Raw genomic sequence first — 24,510 nt, 5'->3', positions numbered from 1 at the left:
GGGCTGGAATGAAGCAAAAAGAAAAAGAATTATCTTTTTGTTCCCGGCTCCTCAACGGCCCGTATCCCAGCCATGTAAAGGAACTGGCTTCAAGCCGTTATCCCCTGGAGATATACGAGGCCGGCCTTAAGGAAGGGGCTTCTGCCTTCGGGCCGGGCGGGTATCTTTCAATACCAGAGCTTCCCTCAGGGACTTCCTTAAGGCTCAGCCGCTACCCGGAGGTCTGGGCGGAGTCTCCCTTCATCCGCATTTTAGGTCCGGCAGGCGGGTGGATGAGCGCAGAAACCTTGGAAGCCTTGGCTGACCTGGCCGAACGGTACGGGCAGGGCTTGGTACATTTTACGACTGGCGGGACCCTAGAGATTTACACTACGCGAGAAAATATAGTACCTTTGGTGCGCGAGCTTAATGCTTTAGGTTACGATGTAGGCTCCACGGGAGATGACCTACGTTGCATCACCTCCTGTTGCGGGCCTGCGCGGTGTGATCTGGCCCTGGTGGATGCTCCGGGGCTGGCTACCTACTTGGGCCAGCGTTTCATAGATGACCAGCAATATCCGGGTTTTCCTCAGAAATGCAAGAGCGGGGTGGCGGGCTGCCCCAATGATTGCATTAGGGCGATGATGCAAAAAGACCACTCTTTTATTGGCGTTTACCGGGACCTGCCCGTTATCGATGAACTTTTGCTGGAGGAGTGGGTAAAAAGCGGAGGGGACTGGCAGGGTCTTATAGAGGCCTGCCCAGAAGGGGCCCTTGTAGTGGAAGGTAAGTCTTCTAAGCTTAAGGTAGACCCAGAGGCTTGTGTTCGCTGCATGACTTGTATAAACTTATGTTCGGCTATCCGCCCCGGTAAAGAGCGCGGGGTGGCTTGGGTAGCGGGTGGAAAATACGGGCACCGGGGTCCGAAGGGCCCCATGGTGGGTTATGTGATGGTACCCTTTTTCCCTATCAGGGGTCCGGAAGATTATGATGCGTTGGGCGATCTTTTCGGCGCCTTTTTGGAGTTTTGGGCGGACCAGGCCAAACCCAAGGAAAGGGTGGGGGACTTTATAAGCCGCGTAGGTCCTAGCAGGATACTGCGCGAGTTGGGGCTTAGTGTGGAGCCCCAGGTAGTAGAGATGCCGAGGAAGAATGTTTTTCGCCCTTGTAAAGGTACCGTGGTGGAAATAAAGGGGGCCTTCTATGGCTGTACAGGATGAAATGCCGGCCGGGATAATGCCCGATTTCCGGCGTGAATTACCTTCATATCTTAAAGAGATGGCGGGTAAGTGGATCTGGCATGAGACGGTTCAACCCGGAGTTCTCAGACATGTAGGCCGAGACGGGAGCATTCTTTTGAGTGTAAGAATCCTTCTTCCGCCCAACGGGCTTCTGGCCGCCCCTTCTTTGCGCCTGCTGGCCAGCTGGATCCGTAAATACGCGTTGGTTGGCCGGCGTACCTCCCGCCAATCCTTTGAGCTGGTAGGAGTAGACCCTGCCAAGCTGGATATGCTTCTTGAGGAGATACACCAGGCCGGATTTTTGGTGGGTGGGACAGGTAAGACAGCCCACCAGATAAAATGTTGTACCTCCTTTGTCCACTGCCAGAATGCAGCCCTGGATGCTCCTAGCCTGGCTAAAGCTTTGGGAGATCATCTTTGGCGGTATTTTCAGGATTTTGGCCTTCCCGCGTGGCTTAAAATTTCCATAAGCGGTTGCCCCAACGGGTGCGGAGGCGGAGTGGAGGCTGATATCGGCATCATCGGGGTGTACCAGGGTTTTCCCGAGGTAGACGATGAAGCTTTGGTAGAAGCTAACGAAGATATAGGGTTGCTCGTCTCCTGGTGCCCTACCAAAGCCATCCGGCCTAAAGTTACTCCTAAGGGAACTTCCGTAACTATAAATTTGGCTCGCTGTGTGCGCTGCGGCTCGTGTATGCAGGCAGCGGCCGCCGGGATAAAGTTAAAGGGGGAACGGGGCGCGGCCATCTTGGTCGGGGGCCGGGGAGGGCCGGCACCTTCCTTGGCGGGGGTAGTTTTTCCGTTTTTACCTGTAAAGCCCCCGGAATATAAGGAAATCAAGGAAAAAATAAGTTGCATTTTGGAAGTCTGGATAGAAAAGGCGCAGGCCGGAGAAAGGCTAGGAGCTTTTGTTGAGCGAATGGGATGGGGTCGCTTCCTTCAAGCCGTAGGAGGTAGCTCTGACGTTCGTTTTAGGCAAAACCTCTACCTTAAATTTTAGCTAGGAGATCCCAGGAAGGGAAAGCCGTCATGCACGTTACTATTCCCCGGTTTGTTTTGGGTGCCCCCCACGGCCGGTCCGGTAAAACGACTATAACTTTAGGTTTAATTGCTGCTTTAGTTAAAAGGGGGTTTATAGTTCAGCCCTTTAAAAAGGGCCCCGATTATATAGACCCGAGCTGGTTGACTTTAGCTTCCGGAAGACCCTGCCGTAACTTAGACCTATATTTTATGGCACCTCATCAGTTGCGCAACTCCTTTCTTTTAGGTTGTCAGGGAGCAGATCTAGCCATAGTGGAAGGAGCCATGGGCCTATTTGACGGGTTGGACCTTGAGGGTACCGGTAGTACAGCCGAAATTGCTTTATCTTTGGAGGCGCCGGTGGTATTGGTTTTAGATGCTACCCGGATGACCAGAAGTGCAGCAGCTTTGGTCCAAGGTTTTAAGAACTTTGACCCGCGAGTTAGGTTAGCAGGTATCCTTTTAAACCGGGTGGCCAGGCCTCGGCATGAAGAGATGTTAAGGTGTGCTATTGAAAAGTATACGGGGATACCTGTGGTAGGTGCTATACCTAAAGACGACCGATACCTCATACCCGACCGGCATCTGGGGTTGGTTCCTGCAACTGAAAACGAAAGGTTACACGTAGCTTTGGAAACTGCACGGGGAGCGGTAGAGGCTGGTGTAAACTTAGACCTTTTGTTGGATATAGCCCGGACAGCCCCGCCCATTGTTTGTGGGAAGATACACCGAAAAATTGCTACTGTAGCAAAGGTACGTCTGGGAGTGTTTCGAGACCGCGCTTTCCATTTTTATTATCCGGAAAACCTTGAAGCTTTGGCGCGGGCAGGCGCAGAGCTAGTTTTTATCGATAGCTTTAAGGAGGCTGCCTTGCCACCTGTGGACGGGCTGTATATCGGAGGGGGGTTTCCCGAGGTTTTCGCAGGGGCCCTGGAAGAAAACTTCTCTTTAAGACGGGATATTCGCCGGGTGGCCAGGGAGGGTATGCCTATCTACGCGGAATGTGGAGGACTTATGTACCTGGCCAGGCGTATTAAATATGGTGAGCGATGGTATGAAATGGTGGGGGCCTTACCTTTGGACGTACAGATGGAAAATAAGCCTCAAGGGCATGGATATACCTTTTTGAAAGCCTGTTCCGGTAATCCTTTCTTTAACGAGGAGGCAGGGGTCAAAGGGCACGAATTTCACCACTCGCGTGTAATCAACCTTGACAAGGAAGCTGTTCACTTTGCCTACAGAGTGGTGCGGGGTTGGGGAATCGACGGTAAGTTCGACGGCTTGCTTTACAGGAATATACTTGCAGGTTACACTCATCTTTTTGCTCCTGCCCATCCGGAATGGGCCGAAAGATTAGTGGCTTGGGTGGCGGGCTCGCAGAAGGGGGAACATAATGTCGGTAGGGGCTAGACTCAGGCAAATACGTGAGGAACGGGGGATGCCTTTGGAAACACTGGCCGATCTCTTGGATATCCCCCCGGATTGTATGAAGGAAGTAGAGGAGGGGAAGCGGCGCCTTTCCCGGGCTACTTTGGCTGAAGCAGCTTCTATCCTCGGGGTGGATATAAGCTATTTCGAGGAAAAGGATAGCGAGCTTTCTCAGGGGGCGACTTCACGCATCGGAGCCAAGCTGCGACGCTTGCGGGAACAGCGGGGTCTCACTTTAAACGAACTGAGCCAGCGCTCGGGAGTATCCTTAGCTCATATCAGCGAAATTGAAAGGGGGCGCTCCACAGCCTCCCTGAAGACACTGGAGAAACTGGCTGCGGCTTTAGAGGTCAGTACCAGCTATCTTTTACAGGAGGACCGCGGTGAGACTTTGGGCACCAAGGTAAGGCGATTACGGGAAAAGATGGGTCTTACTCAGAAAGAACTGGCCGACCAGATAGGTATCTCTCATAGTCTTATCGGCCAGATCGAAACTGACCGTATACAGCCTTCTTTGGCCACTTTAAGCCGCTTGGCTGAGGCTTTAGGGGTCTCCACCTGCTATTTCCTTATGGAGGAAGAAGAGCCTACCCTACCACCGGGCTTAGAACGGCCGGCCGTGCAGGAGTTGGTAAATTCTATATCTTCATGGACGGATGAGGAAATAGGGGGCTTGACCTCCTTTATCAGGATACTTAATCGTTACCGTCGGCCGCTTGAGTTGGGAGACGACGAGAAGCAAGAGTTTTTATCCTTCCTAGAAAGGTGTACTAGCAGAGAGAGAAAATTATTAGTCGACCTAGCACGGGTTCTGGCCGGTCATGGATAACCAAAGGTTATAATTAAACTAATCTTTTTGTGCTAAAATAGGCCTGGGATAACGCGAAAAGAGGGTGAACTCTTTGGGCAAGGAAGAGATAAAACTTACCCGCCTCTCTTGCAGCTCCGGCTGAGCTGCTAAGATGGGTCCGGGGACCCTTAACCGTATTTTGGATCTTTTGCCCGCCCAGGTCGTACACCACCCCGAACTTTTAGTGGGGATCCAAAGCTTGGATGATGCCGGGGTTTACCGGTTAACTCCTGAACTGGCCTTGATCCAGACGCTGGACTTCTTTACCCCCATTGTGGACGATCCTTATCTTTTCGGCCAGGTAGCCGCGGCCAATGCTTTAAGCGATATCTACGCTATGGGTGGCCGACCCTTGACAGCCATGAACATCGTTTGTTTTCCCAGCGCAAAGCTGGATTTATCCGTTTTGGGGGAGATACTGAAGGGCGGTGCAGACAAACTTGCGGAGGCCGGCGCTGTCCTCGTGGGTGGGCATAGTATAGACGATGAGGAACCCAAATATGGCCTGGCAGTAACCGGGATCGTGCACCCGGAAAGGGTGATAACCAATTGCGGTGCCCGCCCGGGGGATAAACTTATCCTTACCAAACCGTTGGGAACAGGAATATTGGCGACGGCTCTTAAGGCAGAACTGGTAGGGAAAGAGACGGAAAAGCTTATGGGATACTGGATGGCCTTGCTTAACAGGGATGCGGCGGAGGTTATGGTAGAAGTTGGAGCAAATGCCTGTACTGATATAACCGGTTTTGGTCTTTTGGGCCATTGTTTGGAGCTAGCGCAGGGTAGCCGGGTGGATGTGGTATTGTATACTCGGGAAATACCGGTGTTCCCCCAAGTATTAGATTTTGCGGGCATGGGGCTGATACCGGCCGGTGCCTACCGAAACCGGGAGCACGCCAAGGGGAAGGTAAAGTTTGCCCCGGGAGTAAGTGAGGCTTGGCAGGACCTTCTTTTTGACCCCCAGACCTCGGGAGGGCTTTTAATTTCCGTACCTTCTGAGAAGGCCACCGAATTGCTTGAGCGGTTGCACGAGCGGGGCGTGGAAGCAGCCCGTGTCATCGGAGAGGTAACCGAGGGGGAGGGGCAGATTCAGGTGTTCTAAAACTAGGGTGTCCAGGTTTTTGTTTCGGGCAAAACTGTTCGGGACGAGCCGAGTTCTGGCTGCTTTGCTAGAGAGACAAGGAGAACGCTCGGTGGGGTTTTACGCGTCGGCGCAAGAAAAAGTCCAAGTTACCGATTGCATTAAAGAGTTTAGCAGGTCTCAGGCGACGGTGATTTGAACAAAGTATTGCCCCGAGTATAGGCAGTATGCTAAATTATTTTAAGGTATGCCAAATACCAAAGCTCCGTTTTTAGATTCCAGCCCTTGAAGCCTTGAAACTCAAAGGAGTGAAAACAGTGGAAGGCCTGCTTAAACCCATAGACTTGGATACCTACCAACCTGTGCGCCGGGAAGTTTACCGGGTTTTACGGGAAGCCATTCTGACAGGGAAGCTGCAGCCGGGGCAAAGGATGGTGGAACGGAACCTTGCCCGCCAACTAGGTGTGAGCCGTACGCCAGTGAGAGAGGCTATACGCAAGCTGGAATTAGAGGGCTTAGTGGAGCATGTGCCCCGGCGGGGAGTAGTCGTAGCCCGTATATCCAAGCGAGAAGCATGGGAGATTTACAGTATTCGTGCTGTTTTGGAGGGGTTAGCCGCAAGGCTTGCGGCAGAAAAAATTACCCCCAAACAATTGGAAAAATTGGAAGAATTAGTCCGAGGCATGGAGGAAGCCCGGGCGAGACGAGACCTTAAGGAGCTTGAAAGACTGCACATGGAATATAATGAATTAATCTATCAGGCGGCAGAAAGCCCCCGATTGCACCAGATGATAAACAGCTTGGTGGATTATATAGTAGGCTTTACTAAGGTCGGATATGCGGTTCCGGGCCGTACCCATGCTGCTACTAGGGAACACAGGGAGATATTAGAGGCGTTGAAGGCAGGGGATCCGGATAAGGCCGAAAGGTTAGCCCGCCAACATATTGAGAACTCCCGGCAGGCTTACTTTGCACAATTGGCTTTGGAAGAGGAAAGTGGCGACTAAAATTTTGCTAAAAATTTTTTTTAAAACCAGCAGGAGTTTTAAGCTCGATGGCGAAATATTATATCGTCAAGTTCGGTATACCAAATTTAGACCGGATATATTAGATGGTACACAAATTAAGTTGGCCTGCTCAGCCAGGATGGTAACGTCAGTTGTTTGAGGTTAAATAATCTTGGGGAATGATCTAGCCGTTATATTTTCAGTATAGCGGGAACAAATAATTTGTCGAAAACTGTAATTCAATTAATAATAACTATTCTTGGTATACCGTGCGCCAAAATTATAGCACCAAGAGCAGATCCAGGAGGCCGGAGGGCAGAAAATGGAAGATAAGGTAACCTTAAAGGTAATTGAAGGCATGGTAGAAGATGCAAGAAAGGGGATTGTGCGGGTAGTAAATGAGGTGATGAAGCGCCTGGCCTTGAATCCGGGTGATATCGTGGCCATTACCGGCAAACGTAGCACGGTAGCCCGGGTGATGCCCGCTTTTCCAGACCGGTGTCCCTCCGGTTCCATCCAGATGGACGGGACTATCCGCCAAAATGCTCAGGTAGGTTTAGGGGAAGAAGTGGTTTTGGAACGTGTCGAATGTCAGCGGGCTAAAATTGTTGTTCTCGCACCCGTACTGCCCGGGTGGACCCTAGAAGGGGAGCACGAAATAACTCACATTAAGACCCGGCTCATAGGCCTTCCGGTAATACAGGGAGACCAGGTAAGCGTCACTTTGTTTAGCGGCCGGGAAGAGGCGTTTATAGTAGAGGGAGTCACCCCACGGGGACCAGTAGTTATCAACAAGGATACGGCCGTCCACTTTAAAGGCGGGGAAGCCGGAGAAATCAAAAGACAACGTGTGACCTATGAGGATATAGGCGGGCTGGCCAAGGAAGTCCAGCGTGTGCGTGAGATAATAGAGCTTCCTTTGAAGTATCCCCAGCTCTTTAAGATGTTGGGCGTAGACCCCCCCAAGGGAATACTTCTGTACGGGCCTCCCGGTACTGGCAAGACTCTCATTGCCCGCGCGGTAGCCAGCGAGACAGATGCCCATTTCATTCACGTCAACGGGCCTGAGATAATGCATAAATATTACGGTGAAAGCGAGGCGAGGCTCAGGCAGGTTTTCGAAGAAGCAAGGAAAAAAGCCCCGAGCATAATCTTTCTGGACGAAATAGATGCTATCGCCCCCAGGCGGGCTGACGTCCATGGTGACGTAGAAAAGCGGGTAGTGGCTCAGTTATTAGCCTTGATGGATGGGTTAGAGTCGCGGGGCAACGTGGTAGTAATAGGGGCTACAAACATTCCTGATTTAGTAGACCCTGCCCTTCGGCGGCCCGGCCGGTTTGACCGCGAGATAGCTATAAATGTGCCTGACCAGAAGGGAAGGGAAGAAATATTAAGGATACATACCCGGGGAATGTCCCTTGCGCCCGACGTATCCATTTCCCGCCTGGCTGCTATGACTCACGGGTTTGTAGGTGCGGATTTAGCTGCCCTGTGCCGTGAAGCCGGTATGTATGCGCTGCGCCGGGTTCTTAAAGACGTACCCCTGGGCAACGACGCGGCAGCTACTCTGGACCTTAAAGTAACTATGCGCGATTTTCTGGATGCTTTGGCGGAAATTGAGCCCTCGGCTACACGGGAATTTGCTACCGAGATCCCTAGTGTATCCTGGGAGGACGTAGGAGGTCTCGATTCTGTTAAGCTTCGTCTTCAAGCCTTGGTAGAGTGGCCCCTAAAGTATCCCGAACTTTTCCAGCATTTCGATTTGAAAGCGCCCAAAGGTGTGCTCCTTTCTGGCCCTCCGGGGACGGGCAAAACCTTGGTGGCTAAAGCCTTGGCCCGGGAAAGCCAGGTAAACTTCATACCCGTGAATAGTTCCCTCCTCTTTTCCCATTGGTGGGGGGAAGCGGAAAAGACATTGCATGAGGTCTTTAGGAAGGCCCGTCAGGCTTCCCCCTGTATCCTCTTCTTTGACGAAATAGACGCTCTAGCGCCAGTACGTAGGGGAGGCGAAGGCGGTTTAGCGAGCCGCCTGGTAAGTCAGTTTTTGCTCGAGCTGGACGGACTAGAAGAGCTCCGGGAAGTAATTGTTCTCGCCGCTACCAACCGAATAGACTTGGTGGATCCTGCTATTTTACGGCCGGGACGTTTTGACATTATCCTGGAATTTCCACTTCCCGGACCCAAAGAAAGACTGGAGATACTTAAGGTTCATCTTAGGAGGAGGCCTCTGGCCGAGGATGTGAACCTAGAGACGCTGGCTAGCATGACGGAAGGATTGGCAGGTTCAGAACTTGAGGCTATCTGTAAGAGAGCCGCGCTCTTGGCCCTAAGTGAAGCTGTAACAAGTGGTAGAGTATCGCCAGAAAACAAGGCACTCTGGCGTATCTCTTGCCGCCATCTGGAGCAGGCCTTGAAAGAGATAATTGAGGAAAAATGCCAAGAAACTGGTAAACCGGAAGCGCGCAACCTGCGCCAGGTATGGCCTGCCTCCGGAAGCGGGCGGGAATGGAGTAAGATAGGGAGGTGATGGGCAGTTAGGGGAGAGGAGTAGTTATCTTGAAAGGAATAGCTACCGGGAAAAGTCAAGGGTTTTGTAAATGTATTAAAAATGTGTGCTGTCGAGATGTTGCAAACCTTAAGAGAAAGGAGGCATCTAAATTGTCTGTTACCTCTGTTCCTAAAGATCTGTTTGCCGAACCTGGGCTAAAGCAGATTACTGTATGGGCCCGGGGCGTGGTGATGAACAAGGATGCCCGAGATATTGTGGTAGCCTTGGCCGAAGCAGCTGCCAGGGAAGGTAAGTATGTGCAGGCATGGGAGAACTATGTGGATCTCCCGGACCGCGTATACGTTCCCGTACGGGCTTATGCCCGCATCAGCACGGACCCCATCGAAAGCAAGTACATTTATGAAAATGAGACTCCGGACATTGTGGTACTGGTAGAGGAGACCCTGGTTAAGGGTGTGCCCGTTCTAAAAGGTTTACGGCGTGGTGGGGTACTCGTAGTGAACACGGCTCGAAGCCCCGAAGAAATTTTAAGTTTCCTTGGTGATACGGGTAATCTGGAGACTCTTGTTACTGTAGATGCTTCCAGCCTGTCTACTGCGGTAACTACCCTGTCCGGTGCGGAAGGTGCCACTGATGCTACAGGCATCGGCGGGGGTATTTCGGCTCCTTTAGTGGGTGCAGTAGTAAAGGCGACCGGTATTGTCAGCTTGGATAACTTGGCCAAAGTAGTTAAGAATCCTGATGCTATGCGGCGTGGCTACGAGTTAGCGAAGATAACTAAGCTCGAGGCTAAAGAAGCAGTAGAGGAAGTGGCAGTTACGGCGGCAGAGAGGCTTAAACAATTGCCTTTTGCCGGCACGGTGCCTTCGCCGGTATCTGAGAACGAGGGCATGGTTACGGGCAATTGGCGGATGAAGCGGCCGGTCATCAACCGGGAGATGTGTACGGAATGCTATACTTGCTGGATTTACTGCCCGGATTCTTGTATCACCCGTACCGATGAAGGACCTGTATTCAACCTTAAGTATTGCAAGGGATGCGGCATCTGTGTAGATGTATGCCCGAGCGGGGCCCTGACTAATGTGCCAGAATTGGATTTCAAAGACTAAAATTTTAGGAGGTGAAAATTATGGGTGAAGTGAAGCGTATCTCGGGATGTGTGGCCGCAGCTAATGCGGTCAAGTTAGCGGACGTAGATGTAATAGTATCTTATCCTATCCGGCCCTACACGGGTATCATGTCTGAGCTGGCCCGTATGGTTGCCGATGGTGAACTGGATGCTGAATTCATTCATGGTGAGGGTGAGCACGCACAGCTAAGCGTTGTTTACGGCGCGTCGGCCGCCGGGGCCAGGACCTTCACCGGGAGCTCCGGTGTAGGCGTGACTTACGCCTTTGAGGTTTATTCCCCGATTTCAGGAGCTCGCCTGCCGGTGCAGATGGCTATAGGCGACCGTACCTTGGATCCGCCCGGAGATTTTGGGTCTGAGCATACCGATGCCGAATGCTGCCGGGATCAGGGTTGGATCCAAGGTTGGGCCTCAACGCAGCAAGAAGTTCTAGACATGCACCTCATTTATTACCGAGTCGGCGAGGACCCCCGGGTTATGCTTCCGCAGTACGTGTGCCAGGATGGGTACTATATAACCCATATTCTAGGGGAAGTGGATATCCCGGATCCCGCTCAGGTGAAAGAGTTCCTGCCGCCCTATAAGAATCATCACGTACTCGACCCCAAGAACCCCATGATCATTGGTGCCCAGATTGAGCCAGCCATGGGACCACCTTTGCAGTACCAGCGCTACCAGGCCATGCAGGCGGCCTACGAGGTCCTTAAAGAAGCCCATGAAGAATTCGCCCGTATCTTCGGCCGTCGGTATGATCCTTTCCTGGAGGAATATCTGACGGATGATGCGGAAGTGGTTATTTTCGGGCAGGGTGCTCATATGGTCACCGCTAAGGCTGTGGCAGCAAGGCTGCGTAACCTGGGTGAGAAAGTGGGCGTGGTAAGGTTACGGACCTTCCGTCCTTTCCCGACGGAAGAGATACGACAGCGCATGTCCAGATTCAAGGCTATCGGGGTGTTGGATAACTCCGTAAACTTTGGTATAGCCTGTAACGGCGGTGTGTTGCTCAGCGAACTGCGGGCAGCGCTGTATGATTTCGGTGATAAGGTAAAGACAGTGGGATTTGTAGCCGGTCTGGGCGGCGAAGTGGTTACCCGTGAGGAGTTTTATCTGATGTTCCAGAAACTAAAAGAGATCGCCAAGACCGGTAAAGTAGAAAAGACGGCCTATTGGCTTCCCTTTGAGCTGTAACTCAATGGAGGGAGGGTAGAAAAATGCTAGAAAGGATACCGTCCATAAGGAAAGCGCCTGACGAGGAATATTACGTACCCGGGCACCGCACCTGTGCCGGGTGCGGGCCTGCCTTGGCTTACAGGCTTACCGCCAAAGCAGCAGGGCCCAATACGATTTTTGTAGGTCCGACCGGATGTATGTATGTGGCTAATACAAGCTACGGTTGCGGCCCGTGGCGTGTACCCTGGATCCACGCCCAGATCACTAACGGGGGGGCGGTGGCCTCAGGAATAGAGGCGGCTTTCAAGGTCTTAGCCCGTAAGAAGAAATATCAGGGTGAAATCCCTCACGTGATTGTCTTCGCTGGGGATGGCGGAGCTGTGGACATCGGGCTCCAAGCCCTTTCGGGAATGATTTATCGTGGCCATGATGTGCTCTTCATCTGTTATGATAACGAATCTTATGCTAACACCGGTATCCAGACTTCGCCTACCACGCCGTACGGAGCCTGGACCACTTTCACTCCGTCTGGTCCCAAGGTACCGGAAGGGAAAAAGTTGTTCCCCAAGGACAATCCCAAGATCATCGCCCACGGTCATCCTGAACTCAAGTACGTGGCTACCGCTTCTATAGGGTGGCCCGTGGACCTGATGAACAAGGTACGGAAAGGCCTAAATGTGGAGGGACCGGCTTATATCCACATTCAGGCTCCGTGCCCTAAGGGCTGGCAGTTCCCGGCCGAAAAGACTATAGAGATGGCTAAGCTGGCGGTAGAGACGGGCATGTTCCAGCTCTATGAATATGAAAACGGCGAATACAAGCTTTCGGTGAAGCTGGAGAAGAGGAAGCCTGTGGCGGAGTACCTCAAGATGCAAAAGCGTTTCGCCCACCTTAAGCCGGAGCACATCGAGAAGCTTCAGGCTTTTGTAGATGCCAAATGTGCTGAAGTGGGCATTATGGTGCCGGCAGTGGCTTCGGTATAGAAATTTGTAGGTTGTAGTGACGTCTTTGCTCCGGGTGGTCTTGCTCCCGGAGCAAAGACGTGCTAATTTTAGGTTGCTAGGTCTGCCTTTACTATTGTACCTATCTTCGTGCTTTGATCAAGTCCCCTCGAGATGAAAGCCGCAACATTATTTGAGCCTCTCATTGCCCCCTTTTCCGCAGCAGTTGTGCAGGCTTTAAACACTACCCTGCTAGTCGGGATGTTCTGCGCTTTTGCATAGAAGTGATACGGTAAAAATCAAGAAAATTTTGTCTGAAGGAGGTGAAAAAGTTCAGAAAGTTAGCCTGGCTGGTTGAAAATACGGATAGGTGGCGAATCGGAACAACTAAAGGAGGGGGAACATGAGGGGCCTACCGGATCTTCAACTTTGGTTGTGGATTTTAAGTCTGTTACCGATTATTAGTGTGCTTGTCCTAATGATGATTTTCCGTTGGAGCGGGGGTAAGGCAGGGGTAGTTGGGTGGTTTTTGACCCTTGTTGTGGCTTACCTTTGGTTTGGTGGCAATTTGCACGTATTGTCTGCGGGGATGTTAAAAGGGCTGTGGGCTACGGTATGGGTGCTGTATATTATCTGGGGCGCCATGACGGTATACAATGTTGTGGATCTTGTCGGCGGCTTCAAAGTTATCTCGGATACTTTCACTAGGCTTACACGGGGTAATAGAGTGCTTCAGTTGTTGGTGATGGGCTGGGCTTTTCCGGGCTTTGTCCAGGGTGTTTGCGGTTACGGAGTGCCCGTGGCCACTGCGGCGCCCATATTGGTAGGTTTAGGGTATGAGCCGATTTTTGCGGCTGCAACAGCGCTTATCGGGCATTCCTGGGCGGTTACCTTTGGATCCTTGGGTTCTTCTTATTCTATTCTAGTACGCCTGACCACCTTGGATCCCGGGCGGCTGGCCTTCTTTGCCTCTATTTTCCTCGGAATTGCTTGTGTTATGTGCGGTTATTCCATCGCACATATGTACGGCGGCTGGAGAAGTATGAAGGAATACTCGCCGATTATTTTAACCATGTCTTTGACTATGGCCATAGTTCTGTTCCTGGTCGCAAATTTTGTTACTCCATATGTTGCATCTATGGTAGCGGGAGCTGCTGGGCTTCTGGTTGGAGGTTTTGTGGTACCCAGGTTATATAAGCCGAAGGAGACCGCACTAGAAGCGGAGATTGCGGCAAGCAGTGAGCTGTATAGCTTTCATGTAGCTTTTGCTGCATACTATATACTTATTGTCGTCGTATTTACAGTTTACTTAATCTCGCCTCTAAAACAATTCTTGCAAAATGCCTGGCAAATAGGATTTGCTTTTCCTGAAACTAAGACGCTGCTCGGATTTACGAATAAGGCAGTGAGTAAGTATCAACCCATTCCTTTCTTTACAGCACCCGGGACTTTGATTTTTACGGCCGCCCTACTGGGCTACCTCTATTACCGAGCGAAGGGGCTCTGGCCTAAAAAGGGCGGAAGGTTACTGGTCAGCCGCTTCATTAAACAAGTTATGGGTGCCACCATGACGGTGGTAACCATGACTATGATGGGCGTGGTTATGATGGAGACAGGGATGACGCGCTATATTGCGGAAGGCTTAGCAGCTACTGGTGTGCTTTATCCTATTTTCTCTCCGTGGATAGGTGTTCTTGGCGCCTTCATGACGGGAAGCAATACTAACTCTAATGTCTTATTTACGGGTCTCCAATGGGACGTAGCTAAACTTCTTATGTTGAGTCCTTATGTAATTTTAGGTCTTCAAACAACAGGTGGAGCAATCGGTAATATGTTTTGTCCTATGAACGTCGCTTTGGGCACGGGGGTTACCGGTCAGGGCGGACGAGAAGGGGAAGTTTTAAGACGTACGGCTTTGTATAATACCGTGCAGACTTTTGTGGTGGGTATCGTAGCTTGGTTTATACTCTACGTGTTCTTCCCGGGTATCGAATAAAGGGGGTACCTTAACCTATGAGTGAAGTTAAAAAGGAGTCTTTTCGAAAAAAATACAAGTCTGAGGGACAATTGGCTGCATTTATAATGATGTGGCTGGATTTCCCTCTGCTTTATAGCGGGGTAGTGAATCATAATGCTTATGTAATTGTTGCGGGATTTCTTGTGTTATTAGCGGCAGGGGTCATCACTTATTACTTCAGCTAGTTTTATGTTGATAAAAATCGAAAACCCAATTATGGGCGGCGGTGGCAAATAAAATGGTTTTTGCTACCGGCCGCCTTACTTTAGGAAAAGGGGGGAACGTCGTTGCAAGTTTTAATAGCTGGCGGCGCGGGGGATGTAGGGAAATATTTGGTTAAATACTTTTCCCAGCAGGGTTACCAGGTAAAAGTACTAGACAAGGTAAAAGAAGTATTCAAGCAGGATGAGTTTATTTCGACATATTTTAAGGGGAATTTAATTGACAAAGCGCTGGTTAAAGAAGCCGTGCAAGGAGTAAATGTAATCATAAACCTAGCCTGGAGTTTTTCAGATGATGCCGAAACTATTTTTGGCGAGGATATTCAAGGCCACATCAACCTGCTGGAGGAGGCAAAGGCTTTACGGTCCCCTTGTTTCTTATATACCAGTACGGCTACCGTGTACGGCCGGGCTGTAAGCCATCCCGTGACGGAAAACCATCCTTGTCTAATAGAAGAAGCGCGGAAACCCCTTTACGCTCTCGGTAAATATGTGGCGGAGAAGTTATGTCTTATATATTGTAGAGAACAGAAGTTGCCTGTCACCATCTTTCGCTTCTGGTGGGCCTTTGGCGAACAAATAGGCGGCAGGCACCTGCGCAATTTAATTAAGAGGGCTCTGGAGAACCAGCCTTTAGAAATGGTATCCGGGGCCGGAGGCACTTTTGTCACTATGGCTGACTTGGCTGAAGCCATGCGGCTGGCCATGGGGAATCCCCGGGCAGCCGGTCAAATCTATAACGTAGGCAGTTTATTTTTGACGTGGGAAGAAATAGGAGCCATGATCATTGATCTGACTGGGTCGAGATCTTCTGTTAAGCTTATACCGAGTGATCAATGGGAAGGGCCCGCCTTTTTAAATGAGGTGTGGGATTTAAGCTGGGATAAGGCTGCCCGGGAATTGGGTTACCGGCCCCAGCGTACAGCAGCCGAGACCAGGGCCATGTTTATCCAGGCCCTTAAAAACACCATCGAGCGGGTAAAACAGGAACAAAGCTGAAGCAAGGTGATAGTATTACAGGAGGGAAGGGACTTGCGCGTAAGGTTCGTTGGACCTACTGGGGCGAAGCAGTAATAGACAGGGAGAAGGGTAAAAAGCACTTCTAACAATGGAAGAGAGGGATGCTATAATAAGGAAGTGAGTATTCAAAAAAGATATCTAGGAGCAGGGAAACCGGTGAAAAACGAAGCTGTTTTATCTAAAGGTCCCTCTAATCCTGCTATCCCGTGGGTGAACAGGTATAACTTTTTCCTCCGCTTTTTACTGGAGGGGACCTTAGCAGGAATTGTTGCTGGAATAGTAGGTGTAGCCTTTCGCTTAGTATTAACAGAGGTTGAGATATACCGCAATAATGTTTTGATATGGGCGCGTAGTATACCTGCTTGGGGATGGCTGATATTGCCTTTTTTGGGTGCCTTAGCCGGAGGGCTTGCCGGTTGGTTGACCAGTTTTGCTCCGGAAACTGCTGGTAGCGGTATTCCCCATGTGGAAGCAGTCTTGATGAGGCAACAGAGGCTGGTCTGGTGGCGAATAATTCCTGTGAAGTTTATAGCCGGGGCTTTAGCTATTGGGGCAGGGTTATCCTTAGGTCGGGAAGGCCCTACGGTACAGATGGGAGCTGCTGCAGGCCAGGCGGTAAGTAAAAGTCTTATGCGAACAAAAGCAGAAGAGCTACAGTTGATAGCCTGTGGAGCTGGAGCAGGGCTGGCGGCTGCCTTTAATGCTCCTTTAGCTGGTGTAGTTTTTGTCTTGGAAGAGCTCCGGCGTAATTTTTCTCCTTACGTTCTGGGAGGAGCTCTTACAGCCAGCATTGCTGCAGATCTTATATCCCAGAAAATCCTGGGGCCGCTCCCTACTTTCCAGGTAAAAAATTTATTGCCCTTGCCCCTAACTACGTTACCTTTATTTGTAATTTTGGGAGTAGCCACTGGTGTCTTAGGAGCAAGCTTTAACCGCGCCTTACAAGGAGGCCTGGATTTAGCCGATAAGTTAACAAAAGTGCCCCGTTGGCTCCGAGCATCATCAGTGGCTGTTTTGGCAGGCATAGTGGGCTATTTTTTACCAGAGGTTTTGGGAGGCGGGCACTTTTTGGTAGAGAGTGTGTTGGCCAACAAAGTAGCCTTACAGGTTATTCCCGTCCTCTTTATAGCTAAATTTCTTTTAACAATTATAAGCTATAGCGCAGGAGTACCAGGGGGCATCTTTTTGCCTCTTTTGGTTTTAGGAACCTTGATAGGTTCTTTTTTAGGCCAAATCAGCGGTTATCTTTTTCCCAATCTCCAAGGTATGGCACCAAGCTTTGCCATAATAAGTATGGCAGCTTACTTTGTGGCTATCGTGCGCGCTCCTCTTACAGGGATTGTATTAATAATCGAGATGACTGGTCACTACCAGCACATGTTACCTCTTTTACTTACTTGTGTAGTGGCCTATATAGTAGCAGAGGCTTTAGGCACTTTACCTGTTTATGAGATGCTTTTAGAGAGGGATTTAATGAAAAATAAAAGCGAGGGGGAAGCTTCGTTGCCTTGCGGAGAGAAAACAACGGTTATAGAAGTTGTGGTGGAAAGCGGCTCTCCTGCCAGCGGATGTCGGGTAAAAGATCTAAGGCTTCCCCCCGAGTGCCTTTTGGTATCTGTTAATAGGGGTACCAGAGAGATAATTCCCCGTGGTTCTACTAGACTTCTAGAAGGGGACCATTTAAAAGTTATTGTTTCTGAGGGGAAAGCCGGAAAGGTTATAGAAGAATTTGACAAGCTAACTCGCTGCCGTATAAGGCCGAGATAAAAAGAAGCTTAGAAGGGGCCTTTTAGTAAGTTAAGTATGAATTTAAGATTATCTAGCTGCACTATAGAGAAATTATCCCAGAAGACACAGCTTCCCGAAAGTATAAAGCTTCCCCCTCCAGCTAAAACTTTTTCCGCCATTAAGACTGGAAAGGCTTGTCCTTCTTTTGTACAAGTAGTGGGCATTCCCCTAAGGATGATCCGGGCAGGACCACACACTTCTATCGGGGCGGCGTAAGGGAAAACTACCTTCTGTACGCCTTCATTATAAGCTAGAACATTGGAGGTCACTACCATATAAGGATCGTCCATAAGACAATTTTCCCGGTCCATTACCTCACCTGGATAAGCCCGCATTCCGAAATGTTGGGCCACTTGAGAGCATATATAGGCGACATTGTCTTTATTTTGGAAATGGGCGGCAAATATTACCCTTTTATGTTCCTCGGTAACCGCCCTTTTTATTTGGTTAATCTCTTCCTCAGTAAAGGGTTGCTCCGGGTAATTGAAAACAATTACATCATATGAGAAAAGGTCAGGGAACTCGGATATTTCCTCGATGATGAGCCCTTGTTTTTGGCTTTCTTTAGCTAGGATAGAGAAATAATAACTATCCGTTATTAAAAATTCCTGATGGGTGCTACTCCAGGCTATACGCACTGCGTCTGGCATCAGCGTTTTCACCTCGGATTTATCTTGATTAACCTTCTAGTATACTATTTTTAGTATACTAGCTGTAGAAGCGCATGGGCAATATACCCTTTTCCACCCTTATCTTCCAAGCTGAGACTGGGCTTTCTCCTGCGAAAAACCTGGGATGTGCGTGCTTAAGGAAGCATAAAAAGACCGAAGGGGAGCTTTAGGATGCCGGAGAACCTTTTTGTGTACGGTTCCCTCCTTAGAGGTAGGCGAAACCATGGGCTCTTGGAACATGCTCGTTTCCTAGGGGAAGCTGTGGCCTACGATGTAGGGCTGTATGCAGTAACCCCTTATTTTCCCGGTGCTGTCCCCGAAAAGAACAAAGCGGTGCGGGGGGAATTATACGAAATATCTTTAGAGCTTCTTCTAGACATCGATAAGCTGGAAGACAATGGGAAGCTTTACCGGCGTCGCTTGTGGCCAGTAGTGTTAGTAGAAACCGGAGAAAAAATAATTGCCTGGCTCTACTTTTGGTTGCGACCGGTACGCCGCGAAACAGCTATTCCCTGGGAGGAGCAACCCTGGGAACCCGGTTCTAGAAGAAGGGTGCATATTTTGTCGAAAAATGTTCCAAAGGAGGAAAAATAGGGGAAAGGGGCGAATTAAGACAATGAGGTGACGGGAAAGTGCGGAAGCCACTTTTCAAATTACTCTTTATCACTTTCGCAGCTTTAGTCGGAGGAAGTTTATCTTTTATAGCAGGAACTGCGGGAACCCACGCTGTTGCTGGCGTTACTTATGCAGTTTATAACGAAACCCAAGGGAGGTATTTTACTACTTTACAAGAGGCCCTGGATGATGCTTGGCCAGGAGATTATATTAGGGTGACCGAGCCAGGGGTGGAGTTCAACGAAGGAATGGAGTTGCGTGTTAATGACGTCGTATTAGATCTGAACGGGGCTAGGGTTAGGGCCCCGGGTGGACAGGACGCCCTTACGGTAGCAGGCCAAGTTTACCATGCCGTTATCCGTAATGGTAGTTTATTAGCGGACAGCATAAAGGCTAACGGCATTTACGCTCCTGGGGATGGGGCCTACTACCCTTTAAAACTGCGGTTGGAGAACATGGAAATTGAAGGAAGTTCCTCTATAAAATTCGAACGTGATGGGGAACTGGAATGGTACGGTGGAGCGGCCCGGGGGTTGAATTACGGTGTATGGGTGGCTTATGCAGTACAAAATTTTACCGGTGTTTTTTCCTCCGTTACCTTTGAACGTCACACAAAAGGGGCGGTTTATTTTAGCGGCTTAAACAGTAATCATCCATCTACTTATTTTGCCTTCCAGAACTGCCAGTGGGGTAGACCTGACAACCCGCTTGCCGGTTCTGCCTTATGGGTAGAGGCAGGGACTACTTCGGTTAGCATCCAGGGCGGGTCTATCGAAGCCAGCCGAGAAGGTTTATCTATCATTAAAATAAATGCCTATGGCGAAGTAGATATAAAGGGCTTATCTATACACCGTGGCGATAGAACAGCCTTAGATATCCAGACTGAAGCAGTAAGGTTGAGAGAGAATTTTTTAAGCCGCGGAGCTTTTACAACCTCGCCCTCACCCAACATTCCTGCTATAGTTCTAAAAAGCCGTAGCGGAGGCCCGCCGGCCTTCCTAGAGCTTGAGAATAATGAAATAAAGGGGCCCGGGGATTTGGGCTTATCCATCAGTGCAGCCGGAGATATAATAATGCGAGACAATATTTTGGAAGGTTTTGCCACGGGCCTCTATATAAGCGGGGCTCAAAAAATAATAGCCGAAGAGAATAGCGTAATATCTACCAGTCAGGGTATTGTAATGGAGACTGTTTCCGGCGGAAACTTAAGAAATAATACGATACAGAGGCCGTTGGGATTTACGGGTGGCGTTGCTCCCGGCATACTTATCTTGAGGAGCCGTGCTTTGGATATAGAAGGTCTTAGATCAGAACGATGGCCTGTAGGTCTTAAAGTGAGCGAAGGCGAAGGAGTAAATATTACAAGTTCTAGTTTCCGCAATAACGGGATAGGCGTGTTGTTGAGCGGAAGCAGGGATGTAATCCTTTCTGGTTCTTTATGGGAAGAAAATGATACGGGATTGATGATTTCCGGGTCTACCCAAGTAAATCTCGAGGGCAATATTTTTACCCGGAGCACCGTAGGTGCCCATATTGAGAATATTGCAGGCCTTCTTTTTTCGCACTCCACTTTTAAAGAAAATGATACCGGAGTAAGGATGGTGGGAGGGATAGAAGGAGTTTTTAAAGATAACTTTCTTAACGCTAATAATACCGGTTTAGATCTACAGGGTATAACTCAAGCTCGATTAGATTTGACCCGTAACGATATTTTTAACAATACCATGGGAGTGAAGGCTCAGGAAGAAATAGAGATCGCTGCTCCCCTAAACTTTTGGGGCAGCAGCAGCGGGCCTTACCACCGGGAACTTAATCCGGAGGGGCATGGAGAATACATAACCGGGAAGCTGATTTTTTCACCCTGGGCACCTCATGGTTATTATCTAGATGATAAACCTCCCGAACTCACTCTTACCTGTCCAGCAGAAAAATGGCTTACCAGGGAGCCTTTGACATTAGGGGTGGCCGTATATGAAGAAACCTGGCTGGATAAAGCCACTTTGGTTATCTATGGTTCTTCTGGAGAAAAGGTAATGGAGAGGATATGGTGGGGGGAAGAAGGGCGTAATTTACAGGAGATCTTAGTTTGGGAGACGGCAGAGATACCCGATGGCTGGTATACGCTAATCTTTGCAGCCGAGGATGGGAAGGGTAATGCTCGTAGGGTTGAGGACAGGTTGGTTCTTGACCGGGAACCCCCCTCTAATTTGGAGGTATTGATTAACGGAGGCGCTATGGAGACCTCGCAACTAACAGTGGAACTGAGATTGCGCGGAGAGGATGCAACCGGTATAAAGGAAGTATCTATATCCAACGAAGGCGGACCTAGAGGATCGTGGGAGCCTTTTTCAGAATTTAAAGCGTGGGAGCTCCTGCCCGGACCGCCGGGGGAACGGAGAGTTATAGTCATTTTCCGCGATGGAGCTGGCTGGGAGGCCGAAGCCAAGGCCACCATCGTATACGCGCCGTTGATTGAGCAGCCGGGACCTGGGGGTGATGACAGCGAGGATCAGCAGGGTTTTGAAGGGGGTGAGGGATCTTCTAGCGGTAACTCTTCTAGTAATGGTTTTCCTGGTAATGATTTTCTTTCTGATGATGGCTCATCTGGGGATATCGGGAGCGAACTCTCCCATAACACCGGTAATGGCGGTCGGGAAAGAGAAGATAGGAAGAAGCCTGCACGTGAAATAGCAAGTTTTAAAGACGTCCCTCCCTCCCACTGGGCTTATACAGCTATAACGGCCTTGTTTCATAAAGGTTTAATCTATGGCAGGGGAGATGGCCTTTTCGCCCCGGAAAGCCCCATAACCCGGGCAGAATTTGCTATATTGCTAGACAGGGTGTTGGGGCTTCCGGAAGGGGGTAAGGGTGACTGGCCAGATGTGCCTTTCCGGGCTTGGTATAGAGGAGCGGTTGCCCGCCTTGCATGGGCAGGGATAATGAACGGATACCAGGATGGTACTTTTCGGCCTCAAAACGGGGTGACACGGGAGGAAGCTGCTCTAGTCCTATTTAGGAGCTTAAAGAAAGTTGAAGGGCAAGAAAGAGTTGATGCCTATGCTAGGGCCTCTTATGGCAGGGGAAACTCTGTATCTGTAGGGGAGGGCCAAGGGGAAGAGCAGGCCAGTATTAACAGTTTAGAAGCCTTTATCGATGGGCCATCTGTATCACTCTGGGCTGCAGAAGGTGTCCAATGGGCGGTAGACCAGGGCCTGCTCCGCGGTTACCCCGGAAGGCTTCTTAAGCCCCAAGCCCTTCTTACCCGTGCAGAGGCTGCAGCCCTCATTCACCGTTTTTTGGGGCTATTAGAGAGTACTTTCCTAACAATTCCTTAATTTTGGGTAAAGCTGCCTGAGTTGAGGCTTTTCCCGCTTCCACAAATTCTTTAATACGGTGAGCTTCCCAGAAACCCGGCGGATTCTCCAAGGCCCGGAAAGGGGAGATAACCAAGTCGGCATAAAGAGACAGGATTGTCGTTGTTAAGCGGCTGCCCATGATCTCGAAGCTTCGCCATAGAACTTCTCCGGGATGGTCAAAGGAGCGCGGTGCCTTTGGGGTACTGAGGTCTACCGCAATTATAGCGGAGGCACCCAAAAAGCGCGCGATATCAGCAGGAACGTTACAGGTTACACCTCCGTCTACTAACAGGTAAGGCCCTACAGGGACAGGGGAGAAAATACCCGGTAAAGAGATGCTAGCCCTGACTGCCTGCCAGACGGCGATATCGCCGCCTAATATTGTCCCGGGGGGAAGGGGACGAGAGGGAATTAAGGAAGTATAAACTACGGTATTACCGCTATAAAGATCGCAAGCTACTGCGGCCATGGGTATCTTTAGCTCGCTAAACTTTAAGGTACCTAAGGTTTCTTTTAATATTTGCTCAAGTAATTTTCCGTTAAGTAGTCCCGATGGCCAGCTTTTAAGAAAGTTTTTACCAGGAATAACAAATTGAACCAACTCTTTGAGGACCCTAAGATTGGACATTTTTCCGCTGCAAAAGAGGGCAGCGGCGATGGAGCCGGCGCTGGTACCCACAACCAGGTCGGGATAAAGGTGGTTTTCTACCAGCACTTGAAGGACTCCGAGGTGGGCTGCCCCCTTAAGCCCCCCACCTCCCAGGGCGAGACCGAAACGCCTCATTAGGATTCTCCACTATTTAGAATTTCTTACATGATTAAAATATGCCCTTTCCGGGAGCAAGGTTTCTAAAAAATTCCCGAAAGGGAAAGTCCACCTTCAGGGCGAAATATACCCTATATTACCGAAGTCTAGGAGGGCAGAACAATGGCTGTTGGTGTGGGGAAGGATAAGCAAGTGCTAGAGAGTTATTACGAGCAGGTGAATTTCCTTCAAATAACAGAAGAAGATTTGAAGTTGATGCATAGCCAACGGGAAAATTTTCTACAGGAAGCCGACCAGGTCGTAAAGGAATTTTATGATTATCTTGTGAAGTATTCGTACCTTAATTCCCTTATAAATAAGCATAGCACTGTAGAAAGGCTTTCTAAAACTCAAAAGGAATATTTTATAAGTTTAACCGATGACAAGATCGACAACAATTACATCCGCTGGCGGATAAAGATTGGCAAAAAACACCAGGAGATTGGGCTTTATCCCAAATGGTACTTAGGGGCTTATCGGCTGTATATCCAGAGCATTCAACGCATTATATGGAAATATAACCGTGAAGACCCTGAATTATGCCTTCGCTTGATGGAAGCCTTTGTTAAGCGTATTATTTTTGATATGCAGTTAGCCATTGAGAGCTACATAGTAGACCAGCTCGACAAGCTCACCCACTTCCATGAAGAGATAGCTGCTGTGGCTTCTATAATCAGCGATATCGCCGACCAAACTAAAATTTTATCCTTAAATGCCTCTATAGAGGCGGCAAGGGCAGGGGAACACGGGCGAACCTTTGCAGTAGTAGCGCAGTCCGTCCGTGAGCTGGCTGCGCGCACTTCAAAATCGGCTCAAGATATAGCTCAGAAGGTTAAGGAAAACTCTGCCATCCTTGAAGCTATGCGACAATCTAGATAGAAGAAGCCTTTGGCGAAGTGAGGAAGAAATTATTGAGGGCGAGAAAGAATTGTCTACTTGCCCTTCGTGAGCTTGCTTTTACTAGCAAACTCGGAAGGTACCAGTTTTTAGCAACGTTTAAATTGGGAGAGGAGTGTATATTTCATGCAGGCAAGCAAACTGATAGTAGTTTTTTTAGTTTTGGTATTCATTTTGTGCTTTGCTTCCCCGGCAATGGCGGGTGTTGACTATAGTGGAATAACGGTGAGCGGTATTGGAAAGGTGTGGGCTGTGCCTGATATAGCAGAAATCACCGTCGGTGTGGTGACCCGGGGTCTTACAGCTAGCCAGGCCCAAGAAGAAAACAGCAGGATCATGCATGCAGTAATTCAAAAACTTAAAGAAGCTGGCATTGAGGATGTTGATCTTAAGACAGGAGAGTTAAGCCTTTTTCCAGAATATGCTCCTTCTCCGGAGAAGGAAGAGGTGCCCCGGATCGTAGCTTACCGGGCTACTAGCAGTTTGATCGTAACAGTAAAGCCAGTACAAAAAGCAGGTCAAGTGGTGGATGCTGCCCTTGCCGCGGGAGCAAATCAAGTCCACGGCTTACGTTTCTTGGTATCTAGTGCTCGTGAATTGGAACTTGAGGCTTTGAGCCTGGCCGTGCAGGATGCCCGGCGGAAAGGAGAAGTGGTCGCGCAGGCTTTGGGAGTTAAGCTAGGGGGCTCCTCAAATTGTTTCCGTGGAGGTAAACCAGCCCTGGATCCCCGTTTACCGGGCGGCTCAAAGCCTGGAACAAACTGC

At 49.7% G+C, this 24,510-nt stretch carries 20 protein-coding genes; 18 read left to right on the top strand and 2 right to left on the bottom strand.

Annotation, left to right across the window (positions count from 1 at the left end; genetic code table 11):
- Positions 1–8: 8 nt before the first annotated feature.
- The 14 genes from L5656_RS04145 (at position 9) to clcA (ending at position 17,380) form a co-directional block, all read left to right on the top strand.
- The gene (locus tag L5656_RS04145; RefSeq protein WP_297199465.1) at positions 9–1,199 is read left to right on the top strand and encodes a hypothetical protein; all 1,191 of its coding nucleotides are present in this window, start codon (positions 9–11) and stop codon (positions 1,197–1,199) included.
- Positions 1,183–2,220, top strand: a complete 1,038-nt coding sequence (locus tag L5656_RS04140; protein WP_297199462.1) for a hypothetical protein — start codon at positions 1,183–1,185, stop codon at positions 2,218–2,220. Before L5656_RS04145 ends, L5656_RS04140 begins: the two co-directional genes overlap by 17 nt.
- Positions 2,221–2,249: 29 nt before the next feature.
- Positions 2,250–3,650, top strand: a complete 1,401-nt coding sequence (locus tag L5656_RS04135; RefSeq protein ID WP_297199459.1) for a cobyrinate a,c-diamide synthase — start codon at positions 2,250–2,252, stop codon at positions 3,648–3,650.
- A complete protein-coding gene (locus tag L5656_RS04130) occupies positions 3,634–4,497 on the top strand; it encodes a helix-turn-helix domain-containing protein (protein ID WP_297199455.1) in 864 nt (287 codons plus the stop codon). Before L5656_RS04135 ends, L5656_RS04130 begins: the two co-directional genes overlap by 17 nt.
- 73 nt (positions 4,498–4,570) lie before the next feature.
- Positions 4,571–5,620 carry a selenide, water dikinase SelD gene (gene selD, locus L5656_RS04125; RefSeq protein ID WP_297199452.1) on the top strand — a complete coding sequence of 350 codons (1,050 nt, stop codon included), beginning with the start codon at positions 4,571–4,573 and terminating at the stop codon, positions 5,618–5,620.
- A 296-nt stretch (positions 5,621–5,916) separates the two neighbouring features.
- Positions 5,917–6,606 (top strand): GntR family transcriptional regulator, encoded by a 690-nt coding sequence (locus tag L5656_RS04120; RefSeq protein ID WP_297199449.1) that lies wholly within the window; start codon positions 5,917–5,919, stop codon positions 6,604–6,606.
- Between the two features lie 322 nt (positions 6,607–6,928).
- Positions 6,929–9,133, top strand: coding sequence for a CDC48 family AAA ATPase (locus tag L5656_RS04115; RefSeq protein WP_297199446.1), 2,205 nt, complete (start codon positions 6,929–6,931; stop codon positions 9,131–9,133).
- Between the two features lie 131 nt (positions 9,134–9,264).
- On the top strand, positions 9,265–10,224 hold the full coding sequence (locus L5656_RS04110) for an oxalate oxidoreductase subunit delta (protein ID WP_297199443.1): 960 nt from the start codon (positions 9,265–9,267) through the stop codon (positions 10,222–10,224).
- A 20-nt stretch (positions 10,225–10,244) separates the two neighbouring features.
- Entirely contained in the window at positions 10,245–11,432 is a 1,188-nt protein-coding gene (locus L5656_RS04105; protein ID WP_297199440.1) for an oxalate oxidoreductase subunit alpha, read from the top strand.
- A 23-nt stretch (positions 11,433–11,455) separates the two neighbouring features.
- Positions 11,456–12,397 (top strand): oxalate oxidoreductase subunit beta, encoded by a 942-nt coding sequence (locus L5656_RS04100; protein WP_297199437.1) that lies wholly within the window; start codon positions 11,456–11,458, stop codon positions 12,395–12,397.
- Between the two features lie 361 nt (positions 12,398–12,758).
- A complete protein-coding gene (locus L5656_RS04095; protein WP_297199434.1) occupies positions 12,759–14,351 on the top strand; it encodes an L-lactate permease in 1,593 nt (530 codons plus the stop codon).
- 17 nt (positions 14,352–14,368) lie between these two features.
- Entirely contained in the window at positions 14,369–14,557 is a 189-nt protein-coding gene (locus tag L5656_RS04090) for a hypothetical protein (RefSeq protein ID WP_297199432.1), read from the top strand.
- Between the two features lie 102 nt (positions 14,558–14,659).
- On the top strand, positions 14,660–15,592 hold the full coding sequence (locus L5656_RS04085) for an NAD-dependent epimerase/dehydratase family protein (protein WP_297199429.1): 933 nt from the start codon (positions 14,660–14,662) through the stop codon (positions 15,590–15,592).
- Positions 15,593–15,769: 177 nt separating this feature from the next.
- Entirely contained in the window at positions 15,770–17,380 is a 1,611-nt protein-coding gene (gene clcA / locus L5656_RS04080) for a H(+)/Cl(-) exchange transporter ClcA (protein WP_297199426.1), read from the top strand.
- 8 nt (positions 17,381–17,388) lie between these two features.
- Here the strand turns inward: clcA and L5656_RS04075 are convergent, their stop codons facing one another.
- The gene (locus L5656_RS04075) at positions 17,389–18,051 is read right to left on the bottom strand and encodes a hypothetical protein (RefSeq protein WP_297199422.1); all 663 of its coding nucleotides are present in this window, start codon (positions 18,049–18,051) and stop codon (positions 17,389–17,391) included.
- Between the two features lie 192 nt (positions 18,052–18,243).
- Here L5656_RS04075 and L5656_RS04070 point away from each other — a divergent pair, with 192 nt between their 5' ends.
- Both L5656_RS04070 and L5656_RS04065 read left to right on the top strand, forming a co-directional pair.
- Positions 18,244–18,666, top strand: coding sequence for a gamma-glutamylcyclotransferase family protein (locus L5656_RS04070; protein ID WP_297199419.1), 423 nt, complete (start codon positions 18,244–18,246; stop codon positions 18,664–18,666).
- Positions 18,667–18,704: 38 nt separating this feature from the next.
- On the top strand, positions 18,705–22,022 hold the full coding sequence (locus tag L5656_RS04065; protein ID WP_297199416.1) for an S-layer homology domain-containing protein: 3,318 nt from the start codon (positions 18,705–18,707) through the stop codon (positions 22,020–22,022).
- Here the strand turns inward: L5656_RS04065 and L5656_RS04060 are convergent.
- The gene (locus L5656_RS04060; RefSeq protein WP_297199413.1) at positions 21,970–22,827 is read right to left on the bottom strand and encodes a patatin-like phospholipase family protein; all 858 of its coding nucleotides are present in this window, start codon (positions 22,825–22,827) and stop codon (positions 21,970–21,972) included. The genes L5656_RS04065 and L5656_RS04060 overlap by 53 nt on opposite strands.
- Positions 22,828–22,971: 144 nt before the next feature.
- Here L5656_RS04060 and L5656_RS04055 point away from each other — a divergent pair, with 144 nt between their 5' ends.
- Together L5656_RS04055 and L5656_RS04050 are read left to right on the top strand one after the other, a co-directional pair.
- Positions 22,972–23,727 (top strand): globin-coupled sensor protein, encoded by a 756-nt coding sequence (locus tag L5656_RS04055; protein ID WP_297199410.1) that lies wholly within the window; start codon positions 22,972–22,974, stop codon positions 23,725–23,727.
- Positions 23,728–23,871: 144 nt separating this feature from the next.
- Positions 23,872–24,510 (top strand): SIMPL domain-containing protein (locus L5656_RS04050; protein ID WP_297199407.1); only part of this gene is annotated, 639 nt, incomplete at its 3' end.

The organism is Thermanaeromonas sp. (assembly GCF_021890735.1).
Lineage (GTDB): Bacteria > Bacillota > DSM-521 > Neomoorellales > Neomoorellaceae > Thermanaeromonas.
The sequence above is the reverse complement of the archived record's forward strand: the minus strand, read 5'-3'. Positions and strand labels throughout refer to the sequence as shown.

Bases quoted from the DNA above. Each gene is read 5' to 3' on its own strand.
- L5656_RS04145 (WP_297199465.1), top strand. From the start codon at position 9: ATGAAGCAAAAAGAAAAAGAATTATCTTTTTGTTCCCGGCTCCTCAAC.
- L5656_RS04140 (WP_297199462.1), top strand. From the start codon at position 1,183: ATGGCTGTACAGGATGAAATGCCGGCCGGGATAATGCCCGATTTCCGG.
- L5656_RS04135 (WP_297199459.1), top strand. From the start codon at position 2,250: ATGCACGTTACTATTCCCCGGTTTGTTTTGGGTGCCCCCCACGGCCGG.
- L5656_RS04130 (WP_297199455.1), top strand. From the start codon at position 3,634: ATGTCGGTAGGGGCTAGACTCAGGCAAATACGTGAGGAACGGGGGATG.
- L5656_RS04115 (WP_297199446.1), top strand. From the start codon at position 6,929: ATGGAAGATAAGGTAACCTTAAAGGTAATTGAAGGCATGGTAGAAGAT.
- L5656_RS04105 (WP_297199440.1), top strand. From the start codon at position 10,245: ATGGGTGAAGTGAAGCGTATCTCGGGATGTGTGGCCGCAGCTAATGCG.
- L5656_RS04100 (WP_297199437.1), top strand. From the start codon at position 11,456: ATGCTAGAAAGGATACCGTCCATAAGGAAAGCGCCTGACGAGGAATAT.
- L5656_RS04095 (WP_297199434.1), top strand. From the start codon at position 12,759: ATGAGGGGCCTACCGGATCTTCAACTTTGGTTGTGGATTTTAAGTCTG.
- L5656_RS04090 (WP_297199432.1), top strand. From the start codon at position 14,369: ATGAGTGAAGTTAAAAAGGAGTCTTTTCGAAAAAAATACAAGTCTGAG.
- L5656_RS04075 (WP_297199422.1), bottom strand. From the start codon at position 18,051: ATGCCAGACGCAGTGCGTATAGCCTGGAGTAGCACCCATCAGGAATTT.
- L5656_RS04070 (WP_297199419.1), top strand. From the start codon at position 18,244: ATGCCGGAGAACCTTTTTGTGTACGGTTCCCTCCTTAGAGGTAGGCGA.
- L5656_RS04060 (WP_297199413.1), bottom strand. From the start codon at position 22,827: ATGAGGCGTTTCGGTCTCGCCCTGGGAGGTGGGGGGCTTAAGGGGGCA.
- L5656_RS04055 (WP_297199410.1), top strand. From the start codon at position 22,972: ATGGCTGTTGGTGTGGGGAAGGATAAGCAAGTGCTAGAGAGTTATTAC.